General features: G+C 45.5%; 21 protein-coding genes and 1 pseudogene. 18 read left to right on the forward strand and 4 right to left on the reverse strand.

The window, feature by feature from the left end; all coding sequences use genetic code 11:
* Positions 1 to 627, reverse strand: a complete 627-nt coding sequence (locus tag MHH49_RS23860) for an FMN-dependent NADH-azoreductase (protein ID WP_038571605.1) — start codon at positions 625 to 627, stop codon at positions 1 to 3.
* A 213-nt stretch (positions 628 to 840) separates the two neighbouring features.
* On the opposite strand from MHH49_RS23860, the gene MHH49_RS23865 reads away from it, so the two are divergent.
* From MHH49_RS23865 to MHH49_RS23875, 3 genes are all read left to right on the forward strand, one after another.
* On the forward strand, positions 841 to 978 hold the full coding sequence (locus MHH49_RS23865; RefSeq protein ID WP_170914292.1) for a hypothetical protein: 138 nt from the start codon (positions 841 to 843) through the stop codon (positions 976 to 978).
* A 435-nt stretch (positions 979 to 1,413) separates the two neighbouring features.
* Entirely contained in the window at positions 1,414 to 1,731 is a 318-nt protein-coding gene (locus tag MHH49_RS23870) for a transposase (protein ID WP_038573118.1), read from the forward strand.
* A gap of 11 nt (positions 1,732 to 1,742) precedes the next feature.
* Positions 1,743 to 2,606 (forward strand): IS3 family transposase, encoded by an 864-nt coding sequence (locus MHH49_RS23875; RefSeq protein ID WP_244886534.1) that lies wholly within the window; start codon positions 1,743 to 1,745, stop codon positions 2,604 to 2,606.
* 964 nt (positions 2,607 to 3,570) lie between these two features.
* Here MHH49_RS23875 and MHH49_RS23880 read toward each other — a convergent pair.
* Positions 3,571 to 3,810, reverse strand: a complete 240-nt coding sequence (locus MHH49_RS23880; protein WP_036687997.1) for a hypothetical protein — start codon at positions 3,808 to 3,810, stop codon at positions 3,571 to 3,573.
* 808 nt (positions 3,811 to 4,618) lie between these two features.
* Complete coding sequence (locus tag MHH49_RS23885) at positions 4,619 to 6,322, reverse strand: alpha-amylase family glycosyl hydrolase (protein WP_341138547.1); 1,704 nt, start codon at positions 6,320 to 6,322, stop codon at positions 4,619 to 4,621.
* A 271-nt stretch (positions 6,323 to 6,593) separates the two neighbouring features.
* Between MHH49_RS23885 and MHH49_RS23890 the strand changes: the two genes are divergently transcribed.
* The 7 genes and pseudogenes from MHH49_RS23890 to MHH49_RS23920 all read left to right on the forward strand — a co-directional run bounded on the left by MHH49_RS23890 (position 6,594) and on the right by MHH49_RS23920 (position 13,789).
* A complete protein-coding gene (locus MHH49_RS23890) occupies positions 6,594 to 7,616 on the forward strand; it encodes an ABC transporter substrate-binding protein (RefSeq protein ID WP_076213466.1) in 1,023 nt (340 codons plus the stop codon).
* Between the two features lie 50 nt (positions 7,617 to 7,666).
* Positions 7,667 to 8,443: an ABC transporter ATP-binding protein gene (locus MHH49_RS23895; RefSeq protein WP_076142119.1), complete on the forward strand. Its 777-nt coding sequence runs from the start codon at positions 7,667 to 7,669 to the stop codon at positions 8,441 to 8,443.
* 56 nt (positions 8,444 to 8,499) lie between these two features.
* Positions 8,500 to 9,278 (forward strand): annotated as a pseudogene (locus tag MHH49_RS23900) (ABC transporter permease).
* Between the two features lie 93 nt (positions 9,279 to 9,371).
* Positions 9,372 to 10,358, forward strand: coding sequence for an aromatic acid exporter family protein (locus MHH49_RS23905; protein ID WP_036687757.1), 987 nt, complete (start codon positions 9,372 to 9,374; stop codon positions 10,356 to 10,358).
* A gap of 164 nt (positions 10,359 to 10,522) precedes the next feature.
* Entirely contained in the window at positions 10,523 to 11,545 is a 1,023-nt protein-coding gene (locus tag MHH49_RS23910; protein ID WP_051491532.1) for an HD-GYP domain-containing protein, read from the forward strand.
* 226 nt (positions 11,546 to 11,771) lie between these two features.
* Positions 11,772 to 12,329, forward strand: coding sequence for an outer spore coat protein CotE (locus MHH49_RS23915; protein WP_036687755.1), 558 nt, complete (start codon positions 11,772 to 11,774; stop codon positions 12,327 to 12,329).
* Positions 12,330 to 12,796: 467 nt separating this feature from the next.
* Positions 12,797 to 13,789, forward strand: coding sequence for a putative amidoligase domain-containing protein (locus MHH49_RS23920; protein WP_256717803.1), 993 nt, complete (start codon positions 12,797 to 12,799; stop codon positions 13,787 to 13,789).
* 16 nt (positions 13,790 to 13,805) lie between these two features.
* Here MHH49_RS23920 and MHH49_RS23925 read toward each other — a convergent pair whose 3' ends face one another.
* A complete protein-coding gene (locus MHH49_RS23925) occupies positions 13,806 to 14,603 on the reverse strand; it encodes a GNAT family N-acetyltransferase (protein ID WP_038571594.1) in 798 nt (265 codons plus the stop codon).
* A 207-nt stretch (positions 14,604 to 14,810) separates the two neighbouring features.
* Between MHH49_RS23925 and mutS the strand changes: the two genes are divergently transcribed.
* From mutS to MHH49_RS23965, 8 genes are all read left to right on the forward strand, one after another.
* Positions 14,811 to 17,540: a DNA mismatch repair protein MutS gene (mutS, locus tag MHH49_RS23930; RefSeq protein WP_076213472.1), complete on the forward strand. Its 2,730-nt coding sequence runs from the start codon at positions 14,811 to 14,813 to the stop codon at positions 17,538 to 17,540.
* Between the two features lie 42 nt (positions 17,541 to 17,582).
* Positions 17,583 to 19,568, forward strand: a complete 1,986-nt coding sequence (gene mutL, locus MHH49_RS23935; protein ID WP_076213474.1) for a DNA mismatch repair endonuclease MutL — start codon at positions 17,583 to 17,585, stop codon at positions 19,566 to 19,568.
* Between the two features lie 44 nt (positions 19,569 to 19,612).
* Complete coding sequence (locus tag MHH49_RS23940) at positions 19,613 to 20,392, forward strand: class I SAM-dependent methyltransferase (RefSeq protein ID WP_036687743.1); 780 nt, start codon at positions 19,613 to 19,615, stop codon at positions 20,390 to 20,392.
* Entirely contained in the window at positions 20,382 to 21,362 is a 981-nt protein-coding gene (gene miaA, locus MHH49_RS23945) for a tRNA (adenosine(37)-N6)-dimethylallyltransferase MiaA (protein ID WP_063829841.1), read from the forward strand. The genes MHH49_RS23940 and miaA overlap by 11 nt, the downstream gene beginning before the upstream one ends.
* Before the next feature lie 19 nt (positions 21,363 to 21,381).
* Entirely contained in the window at positions 21,382 to 21,621 is a 240-nt protein-coding gene (gene hfq, locus MHH49_RS23950; RefSeq protein WP_036687741.1) for an RNA chaperone Hfq, read from the forward strand.
* A 139-nt stretch (positions 21,622 to 21,760) separates the two neighbouring features.
* Complete coding sequence (locus tag MHH49_RS23955; RefSeq protein ID WP_076273290.1) at positions 21,761 to 24,322, forward strand: transglycosylase domain-containing protein; 2,562 nt, start codon at positions 21,761 to 21,763, stop codon at positions 24,320 to 24,322.
* 186 nt (positions 24,323 to 24,508) lie between these two features.
* Positions 24,509 to 25,063: a DUF402 domain-containing protein gene (locus tag MHH49_RS23960; protein ID WP_036687739.1), complete on the forward strand. Its 555-nt coding sequence runs from the start codon at positions 24,509 to 24,511 to the stop codon at positions 25,061 to 25,063.
* Positions 25,064 to 25,065: 2 nt separating this feature from the next.
* Positions 25,066 to 25,722: a YdcF family protein gene (locus MHH49_RS23965; RefSeq protein ID WP_036687738.1), complete on the forward strand. Its 657-nt coding sequence runs from the start codon at positions 25,066 to 25,068 to the stop codon at positions 25,720 to 25,722.
* Positions 25,723 to 25,805 lie beyond the last annotated feature (83 nt).

Genomic DNA, 25,805 nt, shown 5'->3' on the forward strand with positions numbered 1-25,805 from the left:
TTAGAAGGATGCAGCAGTTTCCTTAGCCAGTTGCAATCCGTTTTCAATGATTTCAGCGGATTGTGCTGGAAGTTGGTTGTGGCCTTCGATGATTACTTGTGTAATATCTTTAATTCCCCACAGGTTAAGGTTACCAACGATGAAGTTTACTGCCATTTCAGCACTTGCTGCAGGACCTTCAGAGTAGATACCGCCTCTTGCATTCAGAACGATTGCTTTTTTACCTGTCAAAAGACCAACTGGACCTTCAGCAGTGTAAGAGAATGTTTTACCAGCTTGGCAAAGGTAATCTACATAAGTGTGCAATACAGCAGGTACAGTCATGTTCCACAGTGGGAAACCGAATACTACCTTATCTGCAGCGATGAACTGATTTAGATATTTATTAACGATAGCGGCACCAGCTGCTTCTTCAGGTGTTGCTTCGTATCCTTGAGCGGCTTTATACATACCAGTGATCAGGGTATTGTCGTAGTATGGAAGTTGCTCTGCGAACAGATCAAGCTCAGTGATTTCATCTTCTGGGTTGTTGAGCTTGTAGCTCTCCAAGAATTCATTGTAAAGCTTAACACTTACGGATTGTTCTGCTGGACGGTTGTTTGCTTTAATAAATAGAACTTTAGACATTATGATTTCTCCCTTGCATGTGTGTATTTAATATTAACTATATTTAATATAGCATGTAATCTTTTGTTTGTAAATTATTTTTTTGTCATTGAAATTTGTTTATGCTCAAGGAGTTTGAAAAAATGAAAACAAGGTTAATAGGTGATACAAGAGAAACAGGAAATAATTTCCTGTCTCTATAAGTTCCAGAATGATCTAAAAGGAGCGATTGACATGTCCATCGATCGGTTTATCATTAAAAAATTGGACAGCTGTCACGAAGAGCATACGCGTCAGAATTTAGTGAAGCTATTTAGACTTCGAATCCAAAAAGCTGAAAAAGCAGAGCAGAAGAATTACAAGATCAGCTGATAATTGCTTAGCTCTTCCTAATAGTAGATTTTTCGCTGAATGAGACAGAGTCCTTGGGTTAAAAAAGTCCGTAAATATAGCAGAGCAGTGATCCTCCCGTTAAGGGGGGATCACTGCTCTGCGTTTTTAGTCTTGGGCAGATTGTTTCAGCTTAGAATCAGCAAAGGAAGCTGACCGACCACAAACGTTACTTTGGCAAGTGACATTGTAGCGTCAGGTAACCCGCTACCTCTAATCTGCTGACAAATGCAAAGTCATTTGTCGAGTTACACACTAAGTCACCTTCCAAGTTATCCTCAGCGGCCAACGGACTCAGATGACGTTATATGCGAAATTATGGGCATTAGAGCAGAGTTTCGGACTCCATGAAGCTAGAATAAAAAGTGGACAGTAGTTAACAGACTGGCGATAATGAGTCCACGGAGGTGTGTTCACATGGGAGAACATCGACAACGGTACAACGAAGAATTTAAAAAACAGACAGTGCAGTTCATTCAAGAGCAAACAAAGACAGTGGGCGACTTGGCGGAAGAGCTCAACATCCCAAAAAGTACCCTGCATCAATGGATGAGCCAGTATCGAGAACTAAAAAATGAACCGGCAGCTAGCTTGGATCGAGTACGGGAACTCGAGGCACAGTTGAAAGAAATGAAACGTCAACTTCAAGAAAAAGATAACAAGATTGCCGATGTGGAAGAGGAATTAGCGATCGTAAAAAAAGCAGTGCACATCTTCAGCAAACCAAGGAACTGAGATTCCAGTTTATTGAAAAACATCGCTCCGAGTTTCTCTTGGAGAAGATGTGCATGACCCTACATGTGTCACGGAGCGGGTACTACAAGTGGCGGACAGAAAAAACCAGTACGCATATGCTTCGTAAGGCTGCGATAATGAAGCGAATTCAGTATCATTTTGCAGACCATCAAAAGCGGTATGGGAGTCCGAAGATCACCCGCCTGTTGCATCAAGAAGGTTATACCGTTACCGAACGCACGGTGAGTGTGTACATGCGACATATGAAGCTTCGCTCCATTGTCTCCAAAACGTATCGCGTACAGACCACCGACTCCAATCATGACCATCCGATTGCCCCGAATACGCTGAACCAGCAATTTAAAATACTCAAACCCAATTCAGTATGGGTTACCGACATTACGTACATTCCTTGCCGGGGAGGGCGCTTGTACCTGGCTAGTGTGATGGACCTTTGCACGCGTGAAATCGTGGGGTGGCGCTTGGAGGACCATATGGAAACTAGCTTAATTTCGGGCGCCTTACAAGATGCTTACGAAGCTAAACAACCGGAAAAGGGTCTATTACATCACTCCGATAGAGGTTCTCAATATACTTCTCATGAATATACGAAGCAGTTGAAAGCGTATGGCATGGAGTCCAGCATGAGCCGCAGAGGTAACTGTTATGATAACGCCTGTATCGAGTCGTGGCACAGCATTTTGAAAAAGGAGCTCATTTATTGTAATCCACGATTCAAAACTAAGGAGCAAGCCTACCAGACACTTTTTCAATATATTGAGTTTTATTATAACCGCAAGCGAATGCATGGCGCGCTGGGGTATCTTTCTCCAGTTCGTTTTGCTGAGCAATTGACTAGAATGTCTGTTGCGTAACTGTCCACTTTCTTGACAGAGGTCCACCAGCGCAGCTATTTAGCTTTTTGAGGTCGATAATTAGTGATTTTCGTGCCAATAGTGACTCTGGGGTCCGATAGGATTCCAAATGAGCCAAAAAGCTGCGATTAAGGTCAACTGAGTCCGAAAGCATCCAACAATGAGTCCAATAGCAGTCAGCTATGTGACTAGTCAGTAAACAGCAATTCAATTTTGCTATATAGCAGTCCCAAGTCGAACCAAAGCAAACCATGCAGAACTCAAGCAGAACTCAAGCAGAACCAGACAGAACTAAGGTCGCATACTTTAATAGTAGAAGCTATGTATGTGTAAATGGTATCTAATACAAATGATGGCTCGGATTTAGATCAAGATGCTAGAGGGAGCTCCAAAATGGTCAAGAGTCCCAGCGGCTATTATAGTGTTAAGTGACAACTCCCTGGAATGTCATGTAACCCGCTATACATACATCTGCACCACCGAGTAATAAACATCCATCGCAGCCAACGGACTCAGATGACGTTATATGCGAAGTTATGGGCATTAGAGCAGAGTTTCGGACTCCAGCGCAGCTATTCAGCTTTTTGAGGTCGATAATTAGTGTTTTTCGTACCAATAGCGACTCTGGGGTCCAATAGGATTCCAAATGAGTCAAAAAGCTGCGATTAAGGTCTTCTGGGTCCGATAGCAGTCGGCTATGGGGATGGCCGGCAAGCAGCAATCTAAAATGTGCTATGAAATAGCACAAAGCAGTACAAAATAGCACCAAGCAGAACCAAGGTCGCTGATTTTGATAGTAGAAGCTATGTATGCGCAAATGGTATCTAAATCAAACGGAGTGTCATTTTGGATCAAGTTTAGCTTCAAAAAGAAAACGAGTCTAAGCAGCAATTCTTAGTTGCTTAGGACGCTCTTTATTAGAAGCGTAGGACTGCAATGTTGTGACAAAAAAACTACCCCTCCATTAATAGAGGGATAGCGCCAATGAATCATTTTCACTGTAACTGTGCAATATAGCTTCAGAGCCTTTAATTTCGATACTAATCAGAGAATTGAGGCATTTCTGGAGGGCACTTTTGCCCTTTTGAATTTTGAGCTCCAGCGTACTGTTAAGTAATCTAAGTACTTTTTGAGTGGGCTGTTTATTTTCTGTTGTGAAATACACAGGTACAAGTTTGTTCTGAAATGTGATGAGCATTCTCATTTTGAAATCACCTCGCTACAAGTATTTCATGTTAATGATCATACCCCTTGTTTCTTAATTTTACCTTAAAATTAGCTTATGATAACATAAAGATTGCTAGTTTAATATACATTTATATGTAATACAGGAAGGATACAATAATGTGAATGAGAAAGAACGAACGGATTTAACGGATTTAACGGAATTTTTATTTCCAGATCGCGTAACCGACCAAGTAGTATTAAATGAATTGTTAAATACTGCGCCTACAGCAGAAAGGATAGGTAGATTCAAATATAGAGAGAAGGAGAAAACTAAAGATCTGTGTTTGCAAATACATAAGGATAAAATACTAGCCTACTGCAATAATACACCGGACTCTCCTCCGTGTGTGCTGAAGAGCAGAGATGAAACAGAGAGCTTTTGTCTCGAGTTGTTCGAATGTGAGAGAGCGATGGAGCCCTTTGCTCACGGGATTCCGGCGTTGCTAATGTCAAAAAAAGGTTTGAGGAGCTGAAAAAAGGCTCGGATTCCTCTACGGTTCACAGTCTCTCAGAGTGTTTAGCTGCAGAGACAGGGGATGACGTCCATTCCAACCATCTTGCACGAGTGATGAAATGCTTCGACGCAGAGGGAGAATTACGACTTTGCATTTCTAGTGATAATGGCTGGAAGTTTCAGTATGCTAGCTTCATAAGCGATCATTCAAGTGGCTGGTTGCTGCGAATGAGCAGCGATCCTTCCCAAGACTGGATTGTAGCTCTTCCTATATCGAAAGCACAATTATGTAGTTCAGTGGCAGAGTGGGTATTAGATTCCTCCTCTTTTCCTACTTCACAATAACCGTTGAATAGGGAGGAAGAGTAAGCTGATCTGAATTTAAGGTCACTTTGTCAGCAGTTGTCTTTTGGATCTTGGTGTAAGAGATACCTTCGACATTTGGATGAAGCGTAATGATTTGTTCATCTCCAGTTAGGTTATGAACAACGAGGACTTGATCCTTTGTTGTTATACGTTCGTAGGCCATTACCCCTACATTGCCAGAAGTGTAGTCTCGAATTCCGCCATCACGGAGCGCAGGGACTTCGTTTCTTAACGCAATGAGTTCGCGGTATCTTTTAAGCAGTGAGCTGCTGTCGTTAGTCTGGCTTTCGACATTAATGCTAACATCATCAGCGTTATTGCTGCCGACCTCCCAAGTAGTCTGCCCCTCACCCTGATCCGCTGTCATCCATCTCATGGGCTCACGAATTCCTTCATCTGGTTTTACACCAAGCATTCCTATTTCTTCACCATAATAAATAAAAGGATTTCCAGGCAAGGTTAACAGCAGGGCTGCTGCCATTTTTGCATGATCCAGATTGCCGTCTAATTGACTCATGACTCTGTTTTGATCATGATTTGTCAAAAAAATCGCATCGGTAAAATGGCTCTCAGATATTTTGGAGTACAGATTATACGTACGTTCCAGCGTAAAGGCAGTCCCGCTGTCTTTTTCAGTTTTCACGGAATTAATAAGAGTCTCCGCTAAACCAAAGTTAAAGCTGGAGTCAAAGGCTTGATCCAAATAAGCCCCTACGGTGACTGCAGAATTCTCCCATACTTCACCAACAATATAAGCTTGAGGATTCACTTCATTCATCGCTTTGCGGAAATCCTGCCACCAAAATACATTTTTATGGGTTGTGGCTTGGCTTTTGTCGGTTAGAAGGTCTTCGTAAATATGTTTAGCAGCGTCTAAACGGAATCCATCAACCCCTTGTTCCAGCCAAAACTTGCCGATATCCTTCATTTCATTACGAACTTCCGTATGATCAAAATTTAGATCAGGCATGCCTTCCCAAAAGCCACCTAGATAATGACTACCCAGTAAAGAGTGCCATGCATTGCCACTACCAGCGGCACTGGCTCCATTCGCAGGACGTCCTTGATCTTCAGCCCATATGTACCAGTCGCGATATTTGCTGTCCTTATTTTTAGCGGAATCTACGAACCAAGGATGTTCTTTGGAGGTGTGATTCACGACCAAATCCATAATTACTTTAATCCCACGTTTATGCGCCTCCGTAACGAGCTCCTGTAAATCCTCAATCGTCCCATAATCTGGATTGATTGCACGATAATCAGTCACATCGTAACCATGATAGCTTGGTGAAGGGTTGATAGGCATAAGCCAAATCCCACCGATCCCCAGATCGTCTGTGGTGTCAGGATTTCCGTCATTTAAGTAATCTAATTTTTTGGTAATCCCTTTGAGGTCACCGATGCCATCCCCGTCAGAGTCATAGAATGAACGAACAAAAATCTCATAATAAACCGTTGAGGGTTGTTCGTCAGTAGTTATCGTTTTTGCAGCGGGAGTTGTTGTAGTATCCTGAACAGTATTTGCTTTTGGCGATGGAAAAGGGGAGGCAGAGGAAGAAATATTGTTATTATTTCCTGAACACCCGGAGAGCAGAAAGGCAGTTAAGCTAAGACCCAAAAGTCCGTTTATTGTGTGTTTTTTGGTGATAGGTGTTGCTCGTTTATCCATATAAAATAACCCCTTCTGCTGCAATTTTCCTATAAAGGAAATGGTAAGCGCTTTAATTCTTATAGTACTGTAATCAAATCCTCAGGTAAAACGTTTGCACAGATATAAAAACAGCAAATCCAGTGATATTTATCCATAAATTCAATAAAAACTGCTGATATCATGGATATTCTTTTAATTCCCCACGATATTCGGGATTTTAACCTTTCAGTAGGCATGTGCATATGCTTTAAGCAAGGGCGAAGGACCCGGTAAGAAAGGAGAATGAAGAATGAAGATTCGGAAAAAGCTGTCATTGTCGCTCATGATCATTACTTTATGCTTTTCAGTACTTGCCGGTTGCGGCGGAAAGTCAGAGACGGTAAAGGTGAAGATTGGGGAGGTTACCCGCTCTGTCTTTTATGCACCCGAGTATGTTGCCTTGACTCAAGGTTTCTTCAAAGATGAAGGGCTGGATGTAGAACTGCAGACGATTCCCGGTGGCGATAAAACGATGACTGCATTGCTCTCAGGAGCTATTGATGTGGCGTTGGTTGGTTCAGAAACCTCCATTTACGTGTATCAGCAGGGCTCGGATGATCCGGTCATTAATTTTGCACAGCTGACTCAAAGGGATGGAACATTCCTGTTCGCCCGGAAGGCTGATGGAGATTTTAATTGGGATAAAGTGAAGGGCTCTACCTTCCTAGGTCAAAGAAAAGGCGGAATGCCACAAATGGCAGGCGCGTTTACTTTATCTAAAAAAGGAATTGATCCTGCGAAGGATATTACCTTGATCCAAAATATCGATTTTGCTAATATTGCCGGTGCATTTGCTTCAGGTACTGGTGATTATGTGCAGCTGTTTGAGCCGCAGGCCTCTATCTTCGAACGAGAAGACCGGGGAGCTGTAGTGGCATCGTTTGGGGTAGAGAGCGGTTATTTACCTTACACAGTATTCATGTCAAAGAACAGCTATATAAGCAAAAATGGGGACACCGTGCAAAAGTTCACTAATGCCATACAGCGTGCTCAGCTTTGGGTGAAGGAACATAGTCCTGAAGAAATTACGGATGCCATAATAACTTATTTTGATAAAACGGATCGTGACATTGTGATTTCTGCTGTAAAACGCTACAAGGAACAGGACACCTACGCCATTAATCCGATTGTTGATAATGAAGAATGGAATAATCTACTAGATGTTATGGATAACGCAGGTGAACTTAAAGAACGTGTTCCAGCAGAAAAAATCGTGAACAATACTTTTGCTGAAAAAGCTGAAAAGACCATAAAGAGCAGTGGCTCTAAATAAGAGAGATAAGATCCTAAAAGGATTTTGTTAACTATAAGGAGGGGATGACCTTGCTTCCAGTAGTGCAATTAAAGGGAGTAACGCATGCCTATCTCGGCGATCGGGAAGCTTCACTGGCCGTTGAGGATCTAAATCTTAATGTCGAGCAAGGAGAGTTCGTCAGCTTAGTAGGCCCAAGTGGCTGTGGCAAGACGACTCTCCTGTCGATTATTGCCGGACTGCTGCAGCCCTCTGAGGGTGAAGTATTCGTAAATGGCCAACCCATTCTAGGCCCTTCACCTGAGGTTGGATATATGCTGCAGCAGGATTATCTTTTTCCTTGGCGGAGTATTCTTGACAATGCCGTGCTTGGACTGGAGCTGACCGGAAGCTTAAACGAGGAAAGTCATAAACGGACTTTGGAGCTGCTGCGCGAGATGGGATTAGAAGGGAAAGAACAGGCCTATCCTTCTCAGCTATCCGGAGGGATGCGGCAACGGGTGGCTCTTGTACGAACATTAGCTACCAATCCAGGACTGCTGCTGCTAGACGAGCCGTTCTCGGCACTTGATTATCAGATCAAACTTCAGCTGGAGGATTTAGTCTCAGAGACCTTACGCAGCCGGGGAACCACGGCTATTTTGGTCACGCATGATCTGTCAGAAGCGATTGCGGTCAGCAGTAGGGTTATTTTATTGCAGCGAAATCCAGGGAAGATTCGTAAAGTTTTTCCTGTTCCGGAGCTAATCCGCTCAGCCCCACCGCTGTATGCGCGTGATCAGCCAGGGTTTGCGGAGCTTTTTCATGAAGTATGGACAGAGATGGAGATCGCAGGGAGGGAAAGCTAATGAAACGAACAGAGCAAGCGGGAGTTTTAGCTTCCCGTGAACTGTGGCTGCAGCAAATGCATGTGGATTTCAAAAAAGAAAGCAGCGCCAGCGTAATCAGGTAATTGCTGTAAGAAGCAGTCTGTTGCTGCTGTTCTTTGTGCTGTGGGAAGCGGGAGCAAGAATGGGCTGGATTGATGAGTTATTGTTCAGCTACCCGACAAAAATCTTCAAGCAGATTTGGCAGGATATGATCAGTGGAAGCTTGTGGCCTCATTTGGGGATGACGGTAGGAGAGACTGCGGTAGGGTTTGTTCTGGGAACCTTGTTAGGAACGCTGCTGGCAGTGATTATTTGGTGGTCTCCGTTTTTATCAGCGGTGCTTGATCCGTTTATGGTTGTCTTTAACAGTATGCCGAAGGTGGCCTTGGGGCCGATTTTTATCGTAATGTTCGGGGCGGGTTTCACCGCTATCGTTGTAACAACCTTATCGATTACGGTGATCATTACTACACTTGTTGTTTACAATAGCTTTTGTAGTGTGGATCCTAATCTAGTGAAGGTGGTTCGTTCTTTTGGAGCTTCTAAAGTTCAGGTGTTTTTTAAAGTGATTCTTCCGGCATCTTTTCCAACGGTTGTCTCTACCCTAAAGGTGAATGTGGGTATGTCATGGGTCGGGGTTATCGTGGGAGAGTTTCTAGTAGCAAAATCTGGTCTTGGGTACCTGATCATATATGGATTCCAGGTGTTTAATTTCACGCTTGTGATGTCCAGTCTGCTGATTATCGCAGCCGTAGCAACGGCAATGTATCAACTGGTAGTGTATCTGGAGAAGCGCTTGTTATACCGGCGGTAAGTCTAATGTAACGTTGTGTCCGTACACAAAATCTTGTAACATGTCTATATCTTTACCTATTAACGGTTAGTGCTTTTAAGGAGAGATAGGGTTATGGGATTTCGTGTGATTAAAACAGCTGCTGCGACGTTAATGTCCGTTCTTCTCGCGTCTGCAGTAGGCATACCCAATGCACAAAGTGCAGGGCTTTTAGCCATTTTGGGTGTGGAGGTTACCTTGAAAAGGAGTTTCCGGACGATAACGGCGCGTTTTTTGGCCTCGCTCGTGGGACTCTTTTTTGGGTGTATTTTATTTTGGATATTAGGATTTCATTACTGGGTGCTTGGACTATACGTTCTGGTTGGCTTTCCGATGATTGTGAAGTCCGGCTACAAGGAAGGGATTGTCACTAGCTCTGTTATTGTGTTTCGTGTTTTTGGACAAGCTGAGTTATCGCTTCATGTGTTGTTGCAGCAAGTAGAGCTTCTGGCCATAGGTCTCGGTTCAGCGGGGGTGGTTAACTTGATTTACATGCCACAGACCGGGGGAGTTATTTATGGAATCCGCAAGGAAGTGGATAGATACTTTTCAGTTATTTTTACTCAGATGGCCCGTACTTTGCGTGAACCTGCGTATATGTGGGATGGCAAAGAATTAATTGATGCGGATAATGCAGTGCAGCGGGGACTGACTGCCGCTACTCGTGAGATGGAGAATCATGTGATTCATCCTGATGAAGCTTGGAATGTCTATTTCTATATGCGTAAGGAGCAGCTGGAATCGATTCAAAGCATGATGCAGCTGATTTCTCAAGTATATCGCCATTTACCGCATGGAGAGATGGTAGCTGAATTGTTCGACCAGCTTAGCGGAGATGTTTTGGCTGAAGAATATACAGGCCGCACGGAACATTTGCTGGAAGAGCTTGAACAAGAATTTGAAAGCATGGATTTGCCGGAGACACGTGAGGAATTCGAAGTGCGATCAGCGATTCTGCAGCTTTGCAGAGAATTGGCACTTTATTTGAAAATTGCGAAACGCCATAAAATACCGGTCAGCTATAAGCCTGAGAAACGTTTGCTCACCCGGAAAAAAGCTTAAAATTAGGCTTTAATAAAGTGAAGTATTAACATTCGCCCCTGAAATCACGATAAAATATGTATGAACTAAAAGTTGATCTCCGAAAGGGATTAACAATTATAGGGTGAGTTCAAATTCAAGCAGGAAATTCATATACGAATTTTCCGCATTGGCAGGTGAGGCGTATGGACAAAGATATGGAATCATTTATCGGAAAACAACTTGTAGCTAACCTCTTTAATGACAAAGGAGTATTTGTTTTACCCGCATTGACTTTATTGAGTGCTGAACATATTAGATTAATTCGACAACATAAGATCACTCTGGAATCTCATGACGTCGTCCAGCTGGATAGCGCGGAATTTTTCCAGCTTGCAATTGATGATTGTACAGCTGCGATTGAGAATATTTTTGAACAGATTCGTCATAACAAAAATAAAAGAATTCCTATGCTGGAAGTTAGAAATGAAGTGATTCCGTTTATCCAGCAGGTAAGCGAAAAGAATGACTTCTACGGAGTATTGGCTGCTTTGCAGACCAAAGATGATTATACATACAGACATAATGTAGCCGTGGGCATAATATCTACCTTGCTAGGCAAATGGCTGAAGCTAAAGTCTGAGGATTTGAGCATGTTGACCATTGCAGCGACTCTTCATGATATCGGCAAAATGAGAATCCCGGATGACATATTAACCAAGCCCGGTCCATTATCCGACGAAGAGTTTCAGCTGATGAAAAAGCATACGACCTTTGGGTATGAGATGATCAGGGATACGGTAGGCACAAACCATACCCAAGCGCTAGTAGCCTTACAGCATCATGAAAGAATGGACGGCAGTGGTTATCCATTTGGTGTGCTTGGGAACCGGATTACTGATTTCAGTAAAATCGTTGCTGTGGCTGATGTGTTTCACGCGATGACCTCCGACCGTTTTTATCGCAAAGCGGCTCCTTTATACGAAGTATTACTGCAAATGGAGGAGAGTGTGTTCGGTAAGCTCGACCCTTATATTTGCAGAGTGTTTATTAATAAGTTAATGCAGTCAATGCTAGGGAACGAAGTGGAATTGACAGATGGGCGAAAAGGAAAAATTGTTATGATTCTTGCTACAGACCCTTTGCGGCCACTGGTGAATATTGATGAGGATTTTATTGACTTAAGCAAACATAGATCGCTTGGAATTGTGCGGGTAATCCCGCAATAGCTGGTGTTTTAAGGTTTTTTGAGGGGTCAGGAATGGCTCTGGAACAGGTTGGACCATTTTTGGAATCTACTCATATATGTACAAATTTTGAAATAAAATGAACTATGAGTCTCCTGAAAAAGCCTTCTTGAGGGCTTACTCAAATTTATTTATAGTCTAACAATCAACAAATGCCTAGAACCTGCATACACTTGATAGTGAATGATTGTATGGAGGAGGTTCAAAGATGTCATTAAGCCATAAACGTCAAACAAGGGAGATCATTACGAAGGCAATTTGCGGCAAAGGTCGTAAGTTCTCTACAGCAACCCATACCGTGACTCCGCCACATCATCCGACTAGTATTTTGGGGGCTTGGATTATCAACCACCAATACGAAGCGGTTGCCGCCGGGAACGGAATCGAAGTAATTGGTACTTATGATGTAAACATCTGGTACTCGTACGACAAGAACAAGCAGACCGAGGTAGCAAAGGAAACAGTCTCTTATGTGGAGCTCATCCCGCTTTCCTACCTGGACACGAGACACCGCACTTCAACAGTTGAGGTCTCTGCGGAGGCAACGCAGGAACCCAACTGTGTAGAAGCGGGCGTATCGCCAGGCGGAGGCAGTGTGACACTTCGCGTAGAGCGCGAATTCGAAGTGGAGTTGGTGGCTGAGACCAAAGTCCGTGTGTATGTCACTGAGCAAAGTGATGATCCAGAAGACAAGGATTATGATTTTGAAGGTGATAGCTTCGATTACGATGATCTGGACCCTGACAATCTGGATGATGAGCTGTAAGGAAGGATACGCCGCCGTTAACTGAGTATCAATGGGTTATGGTCCATTATATGTAGGGAGTGCGGCGGCGTAGAGGGCGAATGCCCTCCTTTTTTTATTTATTTTTAGGATGAAAAAAGGTTCACGCTCGGATGGAGGCGCTAAAGAGTATGAATGAAGGTCTTAAGGTGTATTCAGAATTGTCTGTGGCAGAGAGAGAGTCTAGATTGCTTAGAAGCGGAGTTGAAGCAACGCTGACGCCATCTGTAAAACGTTTTGTCGATACATATGCTTCACACGCTACTGAGAAGGGGCACAGGCAGTGTTATAAGATATTGGTTTATCATTTGACTGTGCTCCACATCTCTTTGCTTGGAGCGGGTCTTGGAATGCGTGTGGCCACCGATAATTATAGCGAAGCTGTGAGCTTTGCTAATGCCGAGAGCAATACCACGGGAGGCCGAGTGCGGGGAGAGCTTCGCGGGGTGATGAAATTGCTCCAGCGGATTGCTGTCCGCACGCTGTACAGCTTGGGGCTGGATAGCGGTGAGGTCCTGCTGAGGGCAATGGGGAACCGGAGGTATGTGGTGGAGGGAGTCACTCCACTAGTAAAGACCTCCGGGCAACGATTGCCCGAGCCTTATCGTTCCGCAGCGTTAGCGCTGGAACGAGAGCTGGCTCTGGAGCAGCCGGGCCGCAGCGGCTTGCTGATGGGTATGGACCCGGAGTTCATCATCCTCCGGGAATCCACCGGCCGCGTCGTGCCTGCGTCGCGGTACCTGCCCACGGACGGCGTCGCTGGCTGCGACGCCGGACCTCCGGGAACGCGCGGCGCGTTCCCGGTCGCCGAGCTGCGCCCTCAGCCGCGCGGGGAACCGCGCGCACTGCTGGCGCAGCTGATGTCCGCCGCGGCGCTGGCGGACCGGCTCATCGCCGACCGCTCGCTGCGCTGGCGGGCGGGAGGCATGCCGCTGACGGGCTGGGCCCTCGGCGGCCATCTGCACTTCAGCGGCGTGACGCTGACGGCGCCGCTGCTGCGCGCGCTCGATAACTATCTCGCGCTGCCCATGCTTCTGCTCGAAGACGTCCGCGCAGGGGCGCGTCGTCCCCGATACGGCGTGCTCGGCGATTTCCGGACTCAGCCGCATGGCGGCTTCGAGTACCGGACCTTGCCGAGCTTCCTGGTATCCCCGGTCATCGCTAAAGGCGCGGTCTATTTGGCCCACCTAATCGTGAGCCATTATGAGGACCTGACGCAACGCCCGCTCGACCGGGAAGACCTGCATATCGCCTACTACAGCGGCGATAAACCTCCGCTGCGCGCCGCAATCCCCCCATTGCTGGCGCAGCTGCGTTCCCTAGGCGGCTACGAGATTGCCGCCCCCTATATCGAGCCTTTATTCGAATATATTGCCGCTGAGCGGACGTGGGATGAGTCGCGTGATATACGTGAGTTATGGTGCAGCAAAGTAAAAATGTGATATTTTACTATTTGGTCTACATGTTAACGATGGTCCATGAACCGATATCTTGAAAGCCAAGTCGTTTATAAATAACTCCGGCATGTGGGTTGTCATAAAAGAGGCATAATGACTTTCCTTCATGAAGCAGGTCTGCACATAGCTGTGCCATTACGCGCGAAGCAAGGCCTTGCTCTCTGAATGCTTGATGTGTGGCAACCCCGACAATCATCGCTGACATGGAATTTTCCGCTGAAGTTGAAGCTGTGACAATGACCTTATCTTCCCGTTCCATATAATACGTGCGGCCGGTGTTGCTTTCCAGCGTTTTACGCAGGCTGGTTCTTGAACCATTCCGGCTGCTTTCAAATTCTTCAATGGTATCGGTGAGTGCGCAAATCGCTTCTACATCCTGAACTGTAGCTTTTTTGATAGGCTCAGCTGAAGAGAAGGACTCACTTATTTTATTGTTCATATCTTTTAATTCAGCAAAATACAGCTGTTTTACTTGTTTGAAATTAATTTCCCCGTCAAAAGCCTTCACCACCTCTGAGGCTCCGGAGATCATATGCATGTCATTATCCTTTCGGATAATCTCAGCGAACCCCTCGACATCAAAAGGGCCATCTGCATAAGGAAGGTAGCTTCTATAGAAGCGTAGCAGAACGGCTTTTATCCGCCCGTCAGCTGGATCAATCTCTCCCCACAAATCCATGAAATCCTGTTCAAACCCAAAATTCTCCACATCGCCAATGATAAATAAATTAAGCGCCGGCTCTTTCCGCAGCAACGCCATCAGCAGCTCTTGATCATCCTTCGTTAGCTTTCGTATCATATTGTATTCTCCTTTGATTTTCATATGGGCTGACGCTCTGTGCTAATATTTTACAATATTTAAAAGCAGAAGAATATACCTCCTGTAAGTGTTTGTCTGATAAGTATTCTAGTCTTTCGTTGTACTAATGTGAGGTTTCAGGGTAACTTTGTCCACCAATTTTCTGTTATAATGGGGGACAGCATTAAATAGGCATGGAGGTTGACCATGGCACAATATACGCCGATGATAGAGCAATATTTAAAGGTAAAGGAAGGGGCTAAGGATGCCTTCCTATTTTTTAGACTGGGCGATTTCTATGAAATGTTCTTTGAAGATGCCATTTTGGCTTCCAAGGAGCTTGAGATTACGTTGACAGGCCGCGAAGGCGGGGGCGAGGAGAAAATCCCTATGTGTGGAGTGCCTTACCACGCCGCCGAGGGATATATTCAACGCCTGATAGAAAAAGGATATAAAGTCGCCATTTGTGAGCAGTTAGAGGATGCTTCAGTCACGAAAGGCATGGTGAAGCGGGATATTGTACGCGTCGTGACACCAGGAACCGTGATGGATGGAAAAATCATTGCTGACAAGAGCAACAACTACCTCGTTTGCGTTACCGAAAGTGACGGAATGATGGCATTAGCTGCCTGCGATTTAACAACTGGTGAGCTATATGTTACTTCGGTATTATCTGGAGCCGAATGGCTGCGTGATGAGATTGGCATCTATGAACCGGCTGAGATCATCGGAGACGCTGCACTGTTGGAGATTCTGCGAAGCGAAACGCCGCTGTTAGCCAAACCTGTAGTTTACACCCCTTGGGAGAAACGCGAGGAGGAGCTGGCACGTCGTCAGTTCGGTGAAGCGGCATGGGTACGTCTAGAGAAGGAACGTGGACAATGTCTGGCGCTTCTGATCTCTTATCTGAATGAGACCCAGCGGCGTTCGTTAGGGCAGCTTAGTCAGATTTCTCCTTATGAACCAGGCAATTATATGATTCTAGATCCATTTACACGCCGGAACCTTGAACTAACCGAAACGGTTCGCGAACGCTCCAAAAAAGGATCCTTGCTCTGGCTGCTGGATCGAACGGAAACGTCGATGGGCGCCCGTCTGTTGCGCCGTAGAATTGATAAGCCGCTATTGCAGCGAGCTCCGATCGAACGGCGCCTAGAGGCTGTCGATTATTTGTACAATCAGTTTATCGTTCGCGAGGACCTGCGTTTAGCGCTTAAAGAAATTTATGATTTGGAGCGGTTGGTGGGTCGTATTGCTTTTGGCAGCGCCAATGGCCGTGATATGAATGCCCTGAAATTATCGCTGGCGCAAATTCCTGCATTGAAGGAATTATGTATGACCTCCGGTTCAGCTACTTTACGAGAGATCGGTGCAAGCATGGATGAATGCGCCGAGCTGCGAGAGGACATTGACCGTGCAATCGTCGAGGATGCCCCGGTGTCTGTGCGCGACGGTGGAATTATCCGTTCCGGTTATCATGAACGTTTGGACGAGCTTAGGGAAGCTAGCAGTAACGGTAAACGTTGGATCGCTGAACTGGAGGCTAAGGAAAGACAGGCCACTGGCATTAAGTCACTGAAGATCGGCTATAACAAAATCTTCGGTTATTTCATAGAGATCACCAAATCCAATCTGGCTGCATTGCCGGAAGGACGTTATGAACGCAAACAGACGCTTGCTAACGCAGAGCGTTTTGTCACACCTGAGCTTAAAGAGAAGGAAGCACTTATTCTTGAAGCTCAGGATAAAATGACGGATTTGGAATACAGCCTCTTTACCGAGCTGCGTGATCGCATCAGCGGGCAAATCCCCCGCCTGCAAAATCTTGCAGAAAAGGTTGCCGAGATTGATGTGTATCAATGCTTGGCGGCAGTTAGTGCCGAACATCGTTTTGTGAAGCCAGTCCTTTCGGATGGTTATGATCTTCGGCTTGAAGGGGGCCGTCATCCCGTTGTGGAGGCGGTGCTTAAAGATTCCGCGTTTATTGCAAATGGAAGCACGCTGAGTAAGGAAGCAGGTAACATTCTTCTAATTACAGGTCCTAATATGGCGGGCAAAAGCACCTACATGCGTCAGGTGGCGCTGATCTGCATCATGGCTCAGATTGGATGTTTTGTTCCAGCAAACAGTGCTGAAGTTCCGCTTATAGACCGGATCTTTACTCGTATTGGAGCAGCTGATGATTTGATCGGTGGTCAAAGTACATTTATGGTGGAAATGGCTGACATCCAGGTTATGACAGAGAAAGCAACAGCTCGCAGCTTGATTATTATTGATGAGCTGGGAAGAGGTACCTCGACCAGTGAAGGTATGGCCATCGCTCAGGCGGTTATTGAATATGTACATGATGTTATTTCTTGCAAAGCTCTAGTTTCGACGCATTTTCATGAATTGGCTCATTTGGAAGGGAGTCTTAAAGGACTTCGGAATTACTCTATGGCTGTTCAAGAGAGCGGCGATAAAGTAAACTTCCTGCGCAAGCTAGTTCCTGGAGCGGCTGACAGCAGCTATGGGATCTATTGTGCACGTCTTGCGGGTCTTCCTGAAGGGATTATTGACCGAGCTTATGGTCTCTTACAGAGCATTGAGCAGGCAGCCCATCCTGGTGGTACTGAACTTCATTACGGGGGAAGCCTCGAAAGACAGGCGGCTGTAAGAGAAGTTGCTAGCACATCTTCCGTGGCGCAAGCCGTAAGTGTCATCACTGAGGCACCTGTAGAAAATGAGGTTGTTCAGTTGTCTATCTTTGGTGAGGAAGAACCACGCAAGAACCGCAAAGGTAGTGCACATCAAGTAGCGGTAACTGAAATCCATGAGAATCCCGCGCTAAAAGAGTTCATTTCTTCTGTGCGTGACGCTGATCTTATGAATATGACGCCGCTGCAGGCGATGAGTCTGTTGAACGAGCTGAAGATGAAGGTTAAGGATCTGCAATAAAGATTTTATAATAATTGATTGCCTAAATAAGAGGTGAATGAAATGGCCAAAATTCATATATTGGACGAGCATATTGCCAACCAGATTGCTGCGGGTGAAGTAGTAGAGCGGCCAGCTTCTGTTGTAAAGGAGCTTGTCGAGAATGCGATTGACGCTGGCAGTACAAGAATTGAGGTATCGGTAGAAGAGGGGGGCTTGCAGAGCATCCGCGTTAAAGATAATGGCTCTGGGATTGATCCTGAAGATTGTGAGACCGCCTTTTACCGGCATGCTACAAGTAAAATTCTGAATGGCCGTGATCTATTTCAAATCACAAGCTTAGGCTTCCGCGGAGAGGCACTTCCCAGTATTGCCGCGGTATCCAAGGTATCGCTTCTAACTGCAACTGCCGATGACGGCAAAGGGCGCCTAGTAGACATTGAGGGTGGCAATCTCATACGAAATGAGGACGCTCCTTCCGGCCGGGGAAGTGATCTTGCCGTTCGTGAATTATTTTTTAATACGCCGGCAAGGCTGAAATATATGAAGAGTATTCAGACGGAGCTGGGCCATATCTCAGATGCCATGTACCGCATGGCGCTCGCTCATCCGGGGATCTCTTTTACCTTGCATCATAATGGCAATCAGCTGCTGCATACGCTCGGAAATGGTGATCTGCTGCAGGTCATCGCAGCTGTTTACGGAACCAATGCCGCCAAAGCAATGCTGCCGATTACGGCAGAAGACTTGGATTACCGGATTTCCGGATATATTAGTCGTCCAGAATGGACTCGTTCCAATCGAAATGCAATCACTACTATTGTCGGTGGCCGTTATATTCGCAGTAATGGTCTGAACGCAGCAATCATGCGCGCTTATCATACCTTGCTTCCGATTAACCGTTATCCGCTATTAGTTCTTGAACTGGATATGCACCCCTCTTTGGTAGATGTCAATGTACATCCAGCAAAACTGGAGGTTCGATTTAGTAAAGAGAATGAGCTTTACACCTTTGTTGAGCAGGAGATCCGCAAAATACTGCTGGGGCAAAGTCTGATTCCACGTCCAAGCAAGGAAACAATCGGACCCAAGGGCAGCAGCTCCTTTATCCAGGAGCAATTTGCTTTTTCCAAAGGGGCCGTTCCACCGTCATCTTCGACTGGTGATGTGAAGGATACAGCTCCCACGGGATCTGCCAACTTCTTAAGTGGACTACAGTCATCGAGCCTTGACCGTAATTCCCGTGATTTTAGCAAGGAAGGTCAGGCGGATCATCAGGTGGCTCGCGAGGTGGCTCCAGCTTACGGGTCAGGCTATCCGTCTTCATCTTCGCAGGGGCGCCAAACTAGTGCGAATACTAGTTATTCCAATAGCTATCGCCCGCAAGAAACCTCAATGTCGCAGAAGCAGCTCCTTTCGGTTGAGAAGCTATGGGCTCCACCACAACAAGAAGAGCCTGGACTTCCGGCCTTTCCTGAGCTTAATTATATAGGTCAGCATCATGGGACGTATATTATTGCTCAGAATGATGGAGGGCTTTATTTAATCGATCAGCATGCGGCACATGAACGAATTAATTACGAATACTTCTATGAGAAATTTGGTCGGCCGGAGGATGCCTCACAGGAGCTGCTACTGCCGATTACGCTGGAGTTCACGCCTTCTGAAAGTCGCCAGCTTAGTGAACGTCTACATTGGTTTCAGCAGGCCGGGGTATACCTTGAGCACTTTGGCGGACAGACCTTTCTCGTTCGTTCCTTGCCCTATTGGTTTCCTGAAGGGGATGAGAAGGCGGTCGTTGAAGAAATGGCGGAGTGGGTCTTAAGTGAGCGTATGATTGATCTTGCGAAGCTACGAGAAAAGTCATCGATTCTGTGTTCATGTAAAGCCTCGATTAAGGCCAACCATAAACTAACAGAACAGGAAGTGGAAGCTCTGTTATCCCGACTTGCAGAGTGCAAGCAACCGTATACTTGCCCACATGGACGGCCGATTGTGATCTCTTTTTCATCCTATGATTTAGAGAAATTGTTCAAGCGGGTTATGTAATTATACATTTTTTGAAATTTGTTGAGAGCAAGACTGGAGGCACCATGATTATAACTACGGGGTATAGCCCGATAATGGAAATAGTAGAACGCGCGCAAAGCCTTGCGGAGAGAACGGGTTGTAGTTATGCTTCACGTGAGAAACTCTCAATTACAAGGATGGTTGAACATTACGGAGATGAGGATATTCTGATTCTATCTCAGGACGCTGTTCGACTACACCGCTTAGGAATGGAGCCTATGGAGTTTCATCCAAGCATGGGCTTCGTTCGCGCTAAACGAATCCTAAAGGGTGAGATCGAGCCGATGCTTGTTGCTGCTCGAATGCTTCCCGGAGATAGCGTATTGGATTGTACAGCCGGATTAGGAGCCGACTCCTTACTGTTTGCTGTGCATGGTGGTGAGTCCTCGGAGGTTACCGCTTTGGAGAGCTCATTACCGCTGTACGCACTGCTCAGTGAAGGGATGTCTCATTACACCTCTGGGCAAGTAAAGGTCAATGAGGCTTTACGCAGAGTTAATGTCGTGCATAGTGAACATTTGGATTATTTACGGTCTCAACCAGATCGAAGTGTGGATATTGTCTACTTCGATCCTATGTTTCGCGTGCCTCTGACGGGTTCTGCCTCGATTTCCCCGCTGCGGCAATTCGCTAACCGTGCAGCCTTATCGACAGAGAGTGTAGCAGAGGCGGTTAGGGTCGCCCGTAAGACTGTTCTTTTAAAAGAAAAGGCTTTGAGTGGCGAATTTGAACGCCTAGGGTTTACTGAGCTGCTCCGAAGCAACTCCAAAACATCGTACGGGGTGATACACATTGACAACTAAAGAAAGGCATAAGGTTCTAGTGCTGTTAGGACCAACTGCCGTAGGCAAAACCCGGTTAAGTCTGGAGCTGGCAGCAGCTTATAACGCTGAGATTATTTCCGGCGATTCGATGCAGGTTTATTGTGGTATGGATATTGGTACAGCTAAGATTACACCCGCTGAAATGAAGGGAATTCCCCATCACCTGATCGATATTCATGATCCGCAGGATGCGTATTCTGCCGCTGAATTTCAAGAGCAGGGCACTAGACTTATCGAGGAGATAAGCGCTAGAGGGAAGCTTCCCTTTATCGTAGGGGGGACTGGACTGTATATTGAGTCTTTATGTTACGGCTTTCAGTTCTCGGAAGCAGTGGCTGATGAAGCTTTCCGTAAAGAGCAGGATCAATTTGCGGAAGAATATGGAGCGCTTGCACTGCATGCCAGACTCGAGGCGGTTGATCCAGTCAGCGCAGCCAAACTTCATCCTAACGACCGTCGCAGAATTATCCGTGCACTGGAAATTCAACACCAGACAAACACTACACTTTCCGCTTCTCATGCTGCTCAAAAGAAGGAATCACCCTATGACTTATGTCTCATAGGTTTGACAATGGACCGGAAAATACTATATAAACGTATTGAGGACCGAATTGATAGCATGCTGGCGGATGGTCTCGTTGCTGAGGTGAAGGGACTGCTGGATAACGGTTACAGCAGAAGCCTTGTGTCCATGCAGGGATTGGGTTACAAGGAAATTGCCGCTTACCTGGCGGGAGAACTGACGCTGGAAGAAGCTGTGATACTGCTTAAACGCGATACTCGCCGATTCGCCAAAAGACAGTTGTCATGGTTTCGCCACATGAAGGAAATCGAGTGGATCGATGTCGAAGGTGAACAAAACTTTTCTGAGAATTTCTCAAAAATACGTGGTATAATAGCAGGAAAGTTTCTCTCAGGTCTTGAATATACTTCTGAACAATCTAATTGAACCATTGGGGGTACGTCATATGAACAAGTCCATTAACATCCAAGATACATTCTTGAACCAACTACGCAAAGAAAATATCCCTGCTACGGTATATCTGACCAACGGTTTTCAAATCCGGGGAATAATTAAAGCATTCGACAATTTTACAATCGTCATTGACAGTGATGGACGCCAGCAAATGGTGTATAAACACGCAATTTCCACGTTCACACCACAGCGTAGTGTATCACTGATGCAAGACAGCAGTAGTGAAGAATAATATTTATCAAAAATGAATTGAAACCTTTCTTGTTTATAAATCGTTTGAATAGAGTGTGAGAGAGCAACCTGTGAAGGTTGTTCTTTTCATTCATGGCAGACCATTTATGTTTATTTCCGAAAGGGAGTCAGGAGGCATTATGTCTAGAGACGATACATCCAGGACGAATCACAATAGAGATAGAGGATCGTCCAGTTCCAAATCAAAACCAAAATCAAAACCAAAAAAGAAAAAGAAATTTTTGACGAAGAAGCGTGTGCTGTGGAGCTTGTTCTTCGCTACGGCATTAGCCATTTTTTGTGCATTAGGTGGATATCTGTTCATTATGCTAAATGGTCAAAAGCTTCTGCTTGAGAACCAAGATAAGCTAACAGTGAATGAAACTACTAAGGTATATGACCGCAATGCTAATTTAATCGGCGAATTATCACTGGAGAAAAGTGATCCAGTAGAGTATGAAGAAATTCCACCGTTATTGGTTAATGCTTTTGTAGCCACAGAGGATAAACGTTTCTTCGAACATTCTGGTGTGGATTTATGGTCGATTGGCCGGGCAGCAGTAAAGGATATCGCCGCACGAAGTATGGTAGAGGGCGGTAGTACCATTACTCAACAGCTCGCCAAAAACATCTTCCTGACACGGGACAAGACGTTTTTCCGTAAAGCAACTGAAGTGTCTATTGCCGTAGCCCTTGAGAATCAGAAATCTAAAGAAGAGATCATTACGATGTATCTGAACCGGATTAACTTCGGGGGTACAATTTACGGAATTAAAGCAGCATCAGTAAGATATTTTGGTAAAAGTGATTTGAGTCAGCTTAAGGTCTGGGAAATCGCGACATTGGCGGCGATGCCAAAAGGCCCGTCTCGTTACAACCCGCTGCGTAACCCAGATCTTTCGAAGGAACGGCGTGCAGTAGTGCTTCAGCTTATGTATGAGCAAGGGTACATAACGGAGCAGGAAAGAGACGAAGCAAAAGCCGTAGATTATAACTATAAGCCGCCAGAAAAGAAACAGCGTTATCAAGCATTTATTGATTTTGCAGTAGATGAGGCGGAAGAAAAATTTGGATTGTCAGAAGATGATCTGAATATCGGCGGATACAAAATTTACACTACCATGGATAAGCATGCTCAAGAAACGGTTGAAGATGCTTTTGCAGATAGTGATAATTTTGAAAAGAGTGTAGATGAAGAGTTGGTACAAGGCTCAATGACGATTGTGAATCAGGAGAATGGCAGCATTGTCGCACTCCTTGGCGGACGGAATTATGAGAAAAAAGGCTACAGTCGTGTAACTGGCAGCCGTCGTTCTCCAGGTTCTGCTTTCAAACCAATTGTCTCTTATGCTCCAGCGCTGGAATCTGGGAAATTCACCATGAATTCAACGCTAAGCAATGAGAAGCAATGTTTCGCGAACTATTGTCCAACCAACCTGCACGGATATTCTAAGAGCATCAACATGAGTGATGCCATTCAGAAATCAGAGAATATTCCTGCTGTTTGGCTGCTCAATGAAATTGGTGTGAATACCGGATTTAAATTTGCCAAGAAACTAGGCATTGGATTGGAAGACGAGGATAAGAACCTCTCGCTGGCTCTTGGAGGCATGAGCAAAGGAACCAATACGCTGGAAATGGCGCAAGCCTACAGCGCTTTTGCAAATGGCGGCGAACTAAGAGAGGCTTATTCCATTAAATCCATCTCTGACAGCAGTGGTGAGACGGTCTACAAAGCGAATACAACGCCTGAGCGTGTGATGAGTAAGGAAACGGCTTATCAAATGACTGAGATGATGCAGAAGGTCGTGGAGAGCGGTACGGGTAGAAAAGCTAGGATTGACCGTCCTGTGGCCGGTAAGACCGGTACGACGCAAAGTGGATATTCTGGAATCAGCTCGAACCGTGATGTGTGGTTTGTAGGCTACACGCCGGAATGGACAGCAGCAGTCTGGATGGGTTATGACAAGCCAAGTAAAAAGCATCTGCTTAAGAACAGCAGTCCGCTTGCCGCTGCTTTCTGGGGTAAGGTCATGGAGGAAGCGCTGAAGGATGTTCCTAAGAAATCCTTCCCGCAGATCGATAACGAGATTGCCCCTGAGCCTACAGAAACACCAGAAACAGCTCAGACCGTTACTGGACTATCAGCAGCATATGATCCTTCTACGATGACTGTAAATCTCAATTGGGAGGCAGTTCCTATTTCCGGAGTTGAGTATCGTATTTATCGTAGAGAGACATCGGAAGCTGAGTTTGGCTCACTGTTAAATACAGTGACTACCAGCGCAGGGGATTTTAGTGCACTGCCTGGTTTGGTTTACGAGTATTATGTAACCTCTTATGACCCTGCGCTGAAAGTGGAGAGCGAACCATCCAATGTGGTTAGTGTATCCGTGCAGGATGAAATGCCGACCCCTGAACCAACCATAGATCCTAATCTTCCAACCCCGACCCCAGAGGAAGGTGGCAACAACGGAGAGAATGGAAATGGTGGCAATAACGGAGGCGGCAACGAGGGTGGCGGAAATGACGGAGGTACAGGGACGATCCCTGAAATCACCCCGCCACCGCCAACACCAATGCCGACTCCAACTCCAGAACCCACTATCGGTGGAGAAGGTTCCGGCGATGAGAGCGGGAATGTGTCCACAAACCCTGATCCAGAGGCGGGGTTTGTGAACGGAGATTCTTCCGCTCAATAAACGAGTTTGAATTTCAAATAATAAGCTTTATCCATGGCAGCCCAGCTTCGCTTTATTTAAAAAGCGAAGCTAGGTTGCCGTTTTTGTTAGGTTTAGAAGAAAAATTTCTTGTATTTTGCGGGATGTTTTGAGTGTATCCTCTAAATGTGTTAAGCTGAATAGACCATACTGGAGAGGGTAATTTCTATGAAACGTAAATTCGGAGACCGGGCCAACTGGCGCCGGATTACGCGTCGCCATTTTGCCTGCCGCTATGTGGAGAGCCGGGAATTCAGCGGATATATTACGCTTTATACCATCTACGGGCTGAAAGAACCACTGTGGAAGAGCTATGGACGACATACATATCGTATTGCAGATAAAGGTTATTCCTGGCTGCAATATTTTCCGAAAGACAGTCACTATATTGTGACGGCTATGTTCGACGAAAAACAAAATATTGTTCAATGGTACATAGACACCTGTAAGGTGCAAGGCGTCACTGACCAAGGTGTGCCTTGGTTTGACGATTTGTATCTGGACGTGGTAGTACTTTGGAACGGCGAGGTGTTTTTGCTCGATGAGGATGAACTGGAGGAAGCACTGGAGAGGCAAGATATCTCAGAAAGCGATTATAAGCTAGCCTGGGAGACTGCCCATACTATTTTACGTGGCATCGATGCTCATGCTTTCCCTTATTTCTCTCTCTCTTTGAAACATCGTGCCGAATTATTTCATCATGGAGAATTCAGGAGGAAATAAAGATGGAATGGTACGTTTATGGAAGAGACTCTTCCCCGATTCGGATTGTTCCCAAAAAACGCCGAATTTGGTCTAAACGAACGTTGCTTATTGCTTTAATGCTTATTGTTGTAGTTGGATTGTTGTGGTGTGCGTACGCATTGAGGAATATCAATAAAGCCGCAACGACAGATCCTATGCTCAAAGCCGATACAGGGATCATTCTTGGCATGTCGATGTGGGGAGATGAACCTAGCCCGGGATTGAAGGAACGATTGGATTACGGGCTTAAGCTTTATCAAGAGGGGATGTTCTCGCATTTCATAGTTTCTGGAGGTTTGGATAAACCTGATCTTAAATATACCGAAGGTCAAGGCATGCGCAATTATTTAGTAGCTCATGGAGTTCCGGATAGCGCCATTTCTGTTGAAAATAAAGCTACCAGCACTTACGAGAATCTTCTGTATAGCAAAGCCATTATGACAAGTGAGGGATTGTCTTCAGCAATTATTATTACGCATACATATCATGGATGGCGTTCACACGAAATCGCGGACGAGCTCGGTTATGTGAATCCTGAACTGGGACTTACAGAATCCACTGTTCTGTCGATGACAAGGCATAAGTCGCGTGAAATTCTAGCCTATACGAAATGGAAAATCCAGCAGTTGTTCCTGTAATTGTTCCCGAATATCAGAATCTTCTAATAACGCCTCCTATTCCGGAAGAGACTTGATTAGAAAAGCCAGCCCCCAAATGGATT

The sequence above is a fragment of the Paenibacillus sp. FSL F4-0122 genome, assembly GCF_038002845.1.
In the GTDB taxonomy this organism is placed as follows: Bacteria; Bacillota; Bacilli; order Paenibacillales; family Paenibacillaceae; genus Paenibacillus_AQ; species Paenibacillus_AQ odorifer.